Origin of the sequence: Arachidicoccus sp. (assembly GCF_050436765.1) — a bacterium.
GTDB lineage: Bacteria > Bacteroidota > Bacteroidia > Chitinophagales > Chitinophagaceae > Arachidicoccus.
Genome location: NZ_JBNQGD010000408.1, coordinates 1 through 6,282 on the forward strand (window position 1 = coordinate 1; position 6,282 = coordinate 6,282).

Below are 6,282 nucleotides of genomic sequence, written 5' to 3' on the forward strand. Positions count from 1 at the left end.
GGTTCTTTTTGTTTTTGGCGATAAAGCCGGGAACAAGAAAAATATCTTCTTGTGAATCGTTTAATTTTTCTTTGATCAATTTGTTGGTTTCTGCAAATTTTACTTCGGCAGCTCCAAATTTTGAATTGGTTAAAATTAGTTCACTTGAATCAAGCCAGCTATGTTTTAAACCGATAGATTGAAAATGAGCGGAGATGATTTTGCTCGATAATATTTCTCCAAAACTTAGAATTCGATCTTTAGTTGCAGGAGAAAATTCTTTAAGATGACACACACTATCCGCTATCTCTTCTATTTCATTGAACAATTGCATTATCCCACTAAGACAAGCGCTTTGCGTTGTTACAGGTACTAATCTTTTTGCTTCGTTCAAATGATGATTTAGCAAACTCTGTAATAGTGATTTGTAATTTTCATCGGCATTTGAAGCAGTGTTGCCAATATGAAGCAGTTGATTGGTAACGCCGCTCATTGCGGAAACAACAATTATTTTCTTACCTTCTTGAGCAGCGGCCACAATAGCGGCAACCTTCTTGATATTATCTGCGTTTGCGACGGAAGAACCGCCAAACTTGAATACGCGCATGAGAAATTTGTGTTTAATAATTTAATTGAGAATAAATAAGATTCTTAGAAAAAACGGCAAAACGCCCAGAGGATGATATAGTATATTGCTAACCCTTTACAGGGTTGAAATAATAATCGTAATGATGGTCCCGGAGGTCATCAAAAAAGAAGAGGTGATATTTGTTTTACGATTATTCATCTGTCGAATATGGGTGTAAATTAGTCCACGAATTTAATATGAACAAATATTTTTTTAAAATATTTATTCCTGATTTTCTAATCCCCAGTTATTCCTTAGTTGTTGCAAACGTTCGTTAGTAGAGGTTTTGCGCGGATAGTGTCCCGCGAGTTTCTTCTGACGATATGCTTCATAAAGGCTTACTGCACAAGCTACAGAGATGTTTAAACTTTGTATGATTCCGACCTGGGGAATTAAAAAATTACCGTCACAAAGAGCCAGCATTTGATTACTTACACCTTTTCGCTCGTTGCCAAAAATAAGGGCGATTTTTTTTCTAAAATCTACATCATATAGGTCAATTGCATCAGAAGCGAGATGCGTTGCCATCAATTTAAATCCATTTTCTTTGAGGTCTTGTACGCAATCCAAGACGTTATCAAAGTTGTGAATTGTCAGCCATTTCCATGCACTACTGCTACTACGTGTCCCCAATTCTTTGCCAAATTTTGGGTGTAACGGGATAGTGTGGTTTAAAATATAAATATCCTGAATACCCACTGATTCGCAGGTGCGTAATACGGCCGAAATATTATGTGGGTCTTGCACATTTTCAAATACAATCGTCAAATCAGTTTGACGATTATTAAAAACATTCTCCAATTTTTTCCGGCGTTCAACAGTCATAATAAAGAAGCGGCTTTTATTGTTCTATTTACGTAGATGTTGGGCGGTTGCGTCTAAAGAATCATAAAACTGTTCGCCGTATTTGCGAATGATAGAATCTTTTAGGAATTTATAAACCGGTACTTTGAGTGATTTTCCGAGTTTACAAGCGGCCTTACATAAATCTTCACGCGGCTCATAATTTACATATTCCAAGTCCTCGTCTTGTTTGCTTTTTTGAATTTTAATCGGAAACAAATGGCAACTTATCGGCTTTTTCCAATTTACTTTTTTATCATTGTAAGCCTGTTCTATCGCACACTTTACAATGCCCTTCTCATCGCGAAAACCATAAGCGCAAATTGCCTGATTGACGGTAGGAGTAACCCAACCAAAGTTCTCATCGAAGACATACTTGCCTTGCTTTTCAATTTCGGCTATTCCTTCGGGTGTCATATATTCTTTTACGATCTCATAATAATTGTCTAATTCTTTTAATTCATTTTCTTCTAAAGGCGCGCCTGCATCCCCATCTTCGCAGCAGGCACCTTTACATTTGCTAAGGTCGCACACAAACTGTTCGCTTATTACCTCGTCACTAATTAGCGCATTGTCAATTACAATCATCGTATGAATATTTGAGATAGCAAAGATAATAATAACGTTGCACTATATGAGGGTAGAAAGGGCCCAAATTATTTTTTCGATTGTAAAAACCAAGGTTATTTGTTTTACCGTAAATGATGGAGTAAACTTTTTAAAACAAAAAAATATAATGGTTTACAAGATTATAGATGGTCTATTATCAATAGGTTAAAGACTATTTATTTACAAAGAATTTTTTTAAAATATAAAAACAAAAATTATGAAAGTTCCAAAAATTAAAGCGATTTTAGTAGTATGCGTTGGCTTATTAGTAGGTTCAACATCATTTGCGCAAAAAGTGAAAACGGTAGGCGGTGCTGCTATGTATCCCTCAAAAAACATCATTCAGAATGCTGTAAACTCAAAAGACCATACGACTTTGGTAGCAGCTGTAAAAGCTGCCGGGTTAGTTCAGACTTTGGAAGGTAAAGGCCCTTTTACTGTCTTTGCTCCTACCAATGAAGCTTTTGATAAATTGCCAGAAGGGGCAGTTGCCAATTTGGTAAAACCGGAAAATAAAGCTTTATTGACTAAGATTTTGACCTATCATGTTGTTCCCGGGAAAATTAGCGCTAAAGATTTAATGAAATGGATCAAAAAGGGGCATGGCAAAACAACGCTTAAAACCGTGGAAGGTGAAAATATTGCAGTTATGCAGAATGACAAAGGTATTTGGTTGGTGGATGCGAAGGGTAATAAAGCAATGATTACCATTGCCGACGTAAACCAATCCAATGGGGTAATACACGTAATAGATAAGGTATTAATGCCTTAGGGACCAGTGTAGGGAACTATATATTCAGACAACCAAGAAAATAGGTGAGCATTTTATGTGCTTGCCTTTTTTATTGTTAATCTGAGTTTCACTAACTTGCGTAGATAGATTATTTCATAGGTTATTTCTACATGAAATAATATTTATTTGCCCTATAAAGTAATTTCGGATACTGAATTAACTGGGAGAGTTTGCCATTTGTTTTACCTCTTAACATAATTGCAAAAAAGATGCAGAGAAAATTATTTTTTATATTATTGGCCGCTTTGGTGATGCTCTCTAATATTTGTAGGGCGCAAAATGAGATTAAGCCAGAAATAATCAATTATTCTAATAGAGATTATAAGGGGGAGGGTCAAAATTGGTCTATTACGCAAGACGAAAATCATTTGTTGTATTTTGCTAATAATATGGGGATGCTTGTTTTTGGTGGTCAGAATTGGAGCTTGTATGAGCTACCTAAACAAAAAATAATCAGAAGTATAGCTTCGGACCAAAAAGGCAGAATATATACAGGCGCATTTGGAGAATTTGGCTACTGGGAAAAACAACCATTTGGAGATTACAAATATCATTCTTTAAACAATTTAATTGCCGACTCTATTTTTAATGAAGAGGAAATATGGAAAATTATCCCCAGACAGGAAGATGTGCTATTTCAATCTTTTTCACATATTTATTTTTATAAGAATAACGAGATAAGATCCATTGCGGCACCCGGGACTATCATGTTTACTTTTCTTGTGCGTGATAAATACTATGTGGATGTGTTGGGCAAAGGTGTTTATTACATAGATGAAAATTACAAATTGGCACCACTTTCCAAAAGTGATTTACTAAATAATTTTAAAATCAATTTTATACTGCCATATGCTAATAATAATCTATTAATTGGTACAGAAAAGAATGGTATATATATGTTTGACGGAAATAGTTATTCTTCTTTTAGGGCCGAGGATGAAATTTATTTAAAAACAAATGAAATAAATAACGGGATTCAGTTAAGCGATAATTTGTATGCTATAGGAACGATTTCTGGCGGATTGATTATTATTGATGCTTTTGGTAAAACTATTAGTAAAATAAATCAAGGGAATGGGTTGCAGAATAATACTATTTTGAGTCTTTTTAAAGATGACGCAAATAATTGTTGGTTAGCGCTAGACCGAGGAATTAGTCAAGTTGTATTAAAGTCTGATGTAGAATATTATAATGACATAAAAGGAAAAGTTGGAACAATATATTCTATGACGGTATTTCAAGGCCATATTTATGTCGCCTCTAACCATGGTTTGTTTAGAGCGCCCTTTACCAATTTGGCGTCATTTGACATAGATAGCCTGGAACGATTTGCTAATATTTCGAATCAATCTTGGGATTTAAAGGTGATTGATAATCAGCTTTTTTGTGGAAATAACTCAGGCACATTAGTTATTACAGGCAGCAACTATAAGTGGCTTTTAAGTTCTTCAGGTGGATGGGATTTGGAGCCCGTCAAAGATAACAGGAATATTTTGTTGCAAGGAACTTATAATGGTATAGCTGTTTATAAAAAGGATAAAGCTGATTGGTATTTTTCAAACTTTTTAGCTGGGGTCGGATCTTTTCCAATTAAGATGTTGCGCATTGATTCGTCGGGTTTAATATACGTAATACATGCCTACAAAGGTGTATATATTATCAAGCCGTCAGCAGACTATTCCAGAGCAGTTTTTATTAGAGAGCTTTCTCGGGCCAAGGGTTTTCCAGCCCACGGCAGAATGTCTTTTTTCAATTATAAAAATCAGATTCTGCTCAATAGCGAGAATGGGATATTTAAATATGATTTTAATACAGATAGCTTAATTGCCAAGAATGAACTTAAGCAAGAATTTCAAGAATATTTTACTTCCAAAGTTATTATCAACGATAGTGCTTATGGTTATTGGTTAATTAGGGGTACGGGTTCAGTAACCTACAAAAATAATAAGTCAGGGGCATTTCAGTTTTATCCATTTAATTCAAAGATATTCAGCCTGGTGTCCGGAGCGGAAAATATAATTCCATTCACGAATGAAATAAGCTTTGTATGTGGTGAAGAAGGATTTGCCGTAATCAACAAAAATCGTTTCAGTAGTAAATCAGAATTTCCAGCTACTATCATCACGCAGGTTTTTATTTCAAATAAGAGTCATTATTATTCTTTGGATAGCAATAGTATTGAAAATGGTAACCAGATCTATTTAAAGTATAGTCAGAATAGTATACTGATAAAATATGAATTACCTGTTTATTTTAAGGATGTAAAGTTTAGTTATTCCTTATCAAGCAATGACACTGATAATTGGGGTGAATGGACGACCAACTCTGAAAAAGAATTTTCTAATTTAAACCCGGGTAAATATTCTTTTAAGGTAAAAAGCAACCTATCTGATGGTTATGCAACGATAATAATTGAGGTGGCCAATCCTTGGTATTTTTCTACAGTTGCCAAAATTTTATATGTTATAATGCTTTTTGCCATCCTATTTCTTTTTTACAAATGGCATAAAAAACGACTTAATCGACAACATAATACCCTTACATTAAAATTAGAAGAAGCGCTATTGATGCAAATGCAAAAAAATGAGAATGAAATACTGAAGCTAAAACAAGAACAATTGTCGAGTGAAGTGGTACACAAAAGTGAAGATCTAGCCACATTAGCAATGGACCTTATCAAAAAGAAAAATGTGCTAAAAAGAATCAAAGAGCATTTAGATGAATTAAGGACTTCAAAAAATCAAGCAGTTATTCAAGCGCAATTGCAAAAGCTTTCTAAGTCCTTAGATAGGCATATTAAAGATGAACAGAATGAGTGGCATTTGTTTGACAACGGATTTAATAAAGTACATGAAGAATTTTTTGCCAAGCTTTTAAAACTATTTCCAAGCTTAACCGCTCAAGATTTGCGTTTGGCCGCTTATTTGAAAATGAATCTAACTACCAAGGAAATCGCTCCGCTTTTAAACATTTCTACACGAGGGGTAGAAATAAAGCGCTACAGATTGCGTAAAAAAATGAATTTAGATGAACATGAAAATTTGAGTGATTTCATGGTAAAGCTTTAAAAGTTGAATAAATTCTAGTTCGTTACTATATTGTTAATGAAAAATATATACTAACGATCATTATTTAACTGAAATTTTATAAATATTATTCTAATATTTGTTAATCATTTATTTAAATATAGCAATTAATATTAATGATGTATTATTGAGTAGGTAATTTTTTCTTTAACTTAATTTTTGATGTAGTGTTGATGTGTTAAATAATTTGTAATTGGGGTCGCAGTATTGTTAATTTTGGTTAGTCAAACAGGACAAAGATGTTCTGTTGCAACATTTCAATTTCAAATTATTTAATTTATGAGAAGAGCCAGACTTTTATTCTTATTAATATTTTTTGCGCCCCTAATATCAATTGGGCAGCA

Annotated in this window: 4 protein-coding genes and 1 pseudogene; 2 read left to right on the forward strand and 3 right to left on the reverse strand. The window is 33.8% G+C overall.

Features of this window, described 5'->3' with window-relative positions; all coding sequences use genetic code 11:
• From ACQR30_RS16925 to ACQR30_RS16935, 3 genes and pseudogenes are all read right to left on the reverse strand, one after another.
• Window positions 1–586: pseudogene (locus tag ACQR30_RS16925) on the reverse strand (bifunctional aspartate kinase/homoserine dehydrogenase I); the annotation flags it as partial.
• A 243-nt stretch (window positions 587–829) separates the two neighbouring features.
• Window positions 830–1,432: a TrmH family RNA methyltransferase gene (locus tag ACQR30_RS16930; protein ID WP_429736955.1), complete on the reverse strand. Its 603-nt coding sequence runs from the start codon at window positions 1,430–1,432 to the stop codon at window positions 830–832.
• 24 nt (window positions 1,433–1,456) lie between these two features.
• Window positions 1,457–2,038 carry a DUF3109 family protein gene (locus tag ACQR30_RS16935; protein WP_429736956.1) on the reverse strand — a complete coding sequence of 194 codons (582 nt, stop codon included), beginning with the start codon at window positions 2,036–2,038 and terminating at the stop codon, window positions 1,457–1,459.
• Between the two features lie 238 nt (window positions 2,039–2,276).
• Between ACQR30_RS16935 and ACQR30_RS16940 the strand changes: the two genes are divergently transcribed.
• Together ACQR30_RS16940 and ACQR30_RS16945 are read left to right on the forward strand one after the other, a co-directional pair.
• Complete coding sequence (locus ACQR30_RS16940; RefSeq protein WP_429736958.1) at window positions 2,277–2,831, forward strand: fasciclin domain-containing protein; 555 nt, start codon at window positions 2,277–2,279, stop codon at window positions 2,829–2,831.
• Window positions 2,832–3,061: 230 nt separating this feature from the next.
• Window positions 3,062–5,920, forward strand: coding sequence for a hypothetical protein (locus ACQR30_RS16945; RefSeq protein WP_429736959.1), 2,859 nt, complete (start codon window positions 3,062–3,064; stop codon window positions 5,918–5,920).
• The last annotated feature ends 362 nt before the right edge of the window (window positions 5,921–6,282 follow it).

Excerpts from the sequence above, each read along its gene's own strand:
- ACQR30_RS16940 (WP_429736958.1), top strand. The coding sequence starts at position 2,277 with ATGAAAGTTCCAAAAATTAAAGCGATTTTAGTAGTATGCGTTGGCTTA.
- ACQR30_RS16930 (WP_429736955.1), bottom strand. The coding sequence starts at position 1,432 with ATGACTGTTGAACGCCGGAAAAAATTGGAGAATGTTTTTAATAATCGT.
- ACQR30_RS16935 (WP_429736956.1), bottom strand. The coding sequence starts at position 2,038 with ATGATTGTAATTGACAATGCGCTAATTAGTGACGAGGTAATAAGCGAA.
- ACQR30_RS16945 (WP_429736959.1), top strand. The coding sequence starts at position 3,062 with ATGCAGAGAAAATTATTTTTTATATTATTGGCCGCTTTGGTGATGCTC.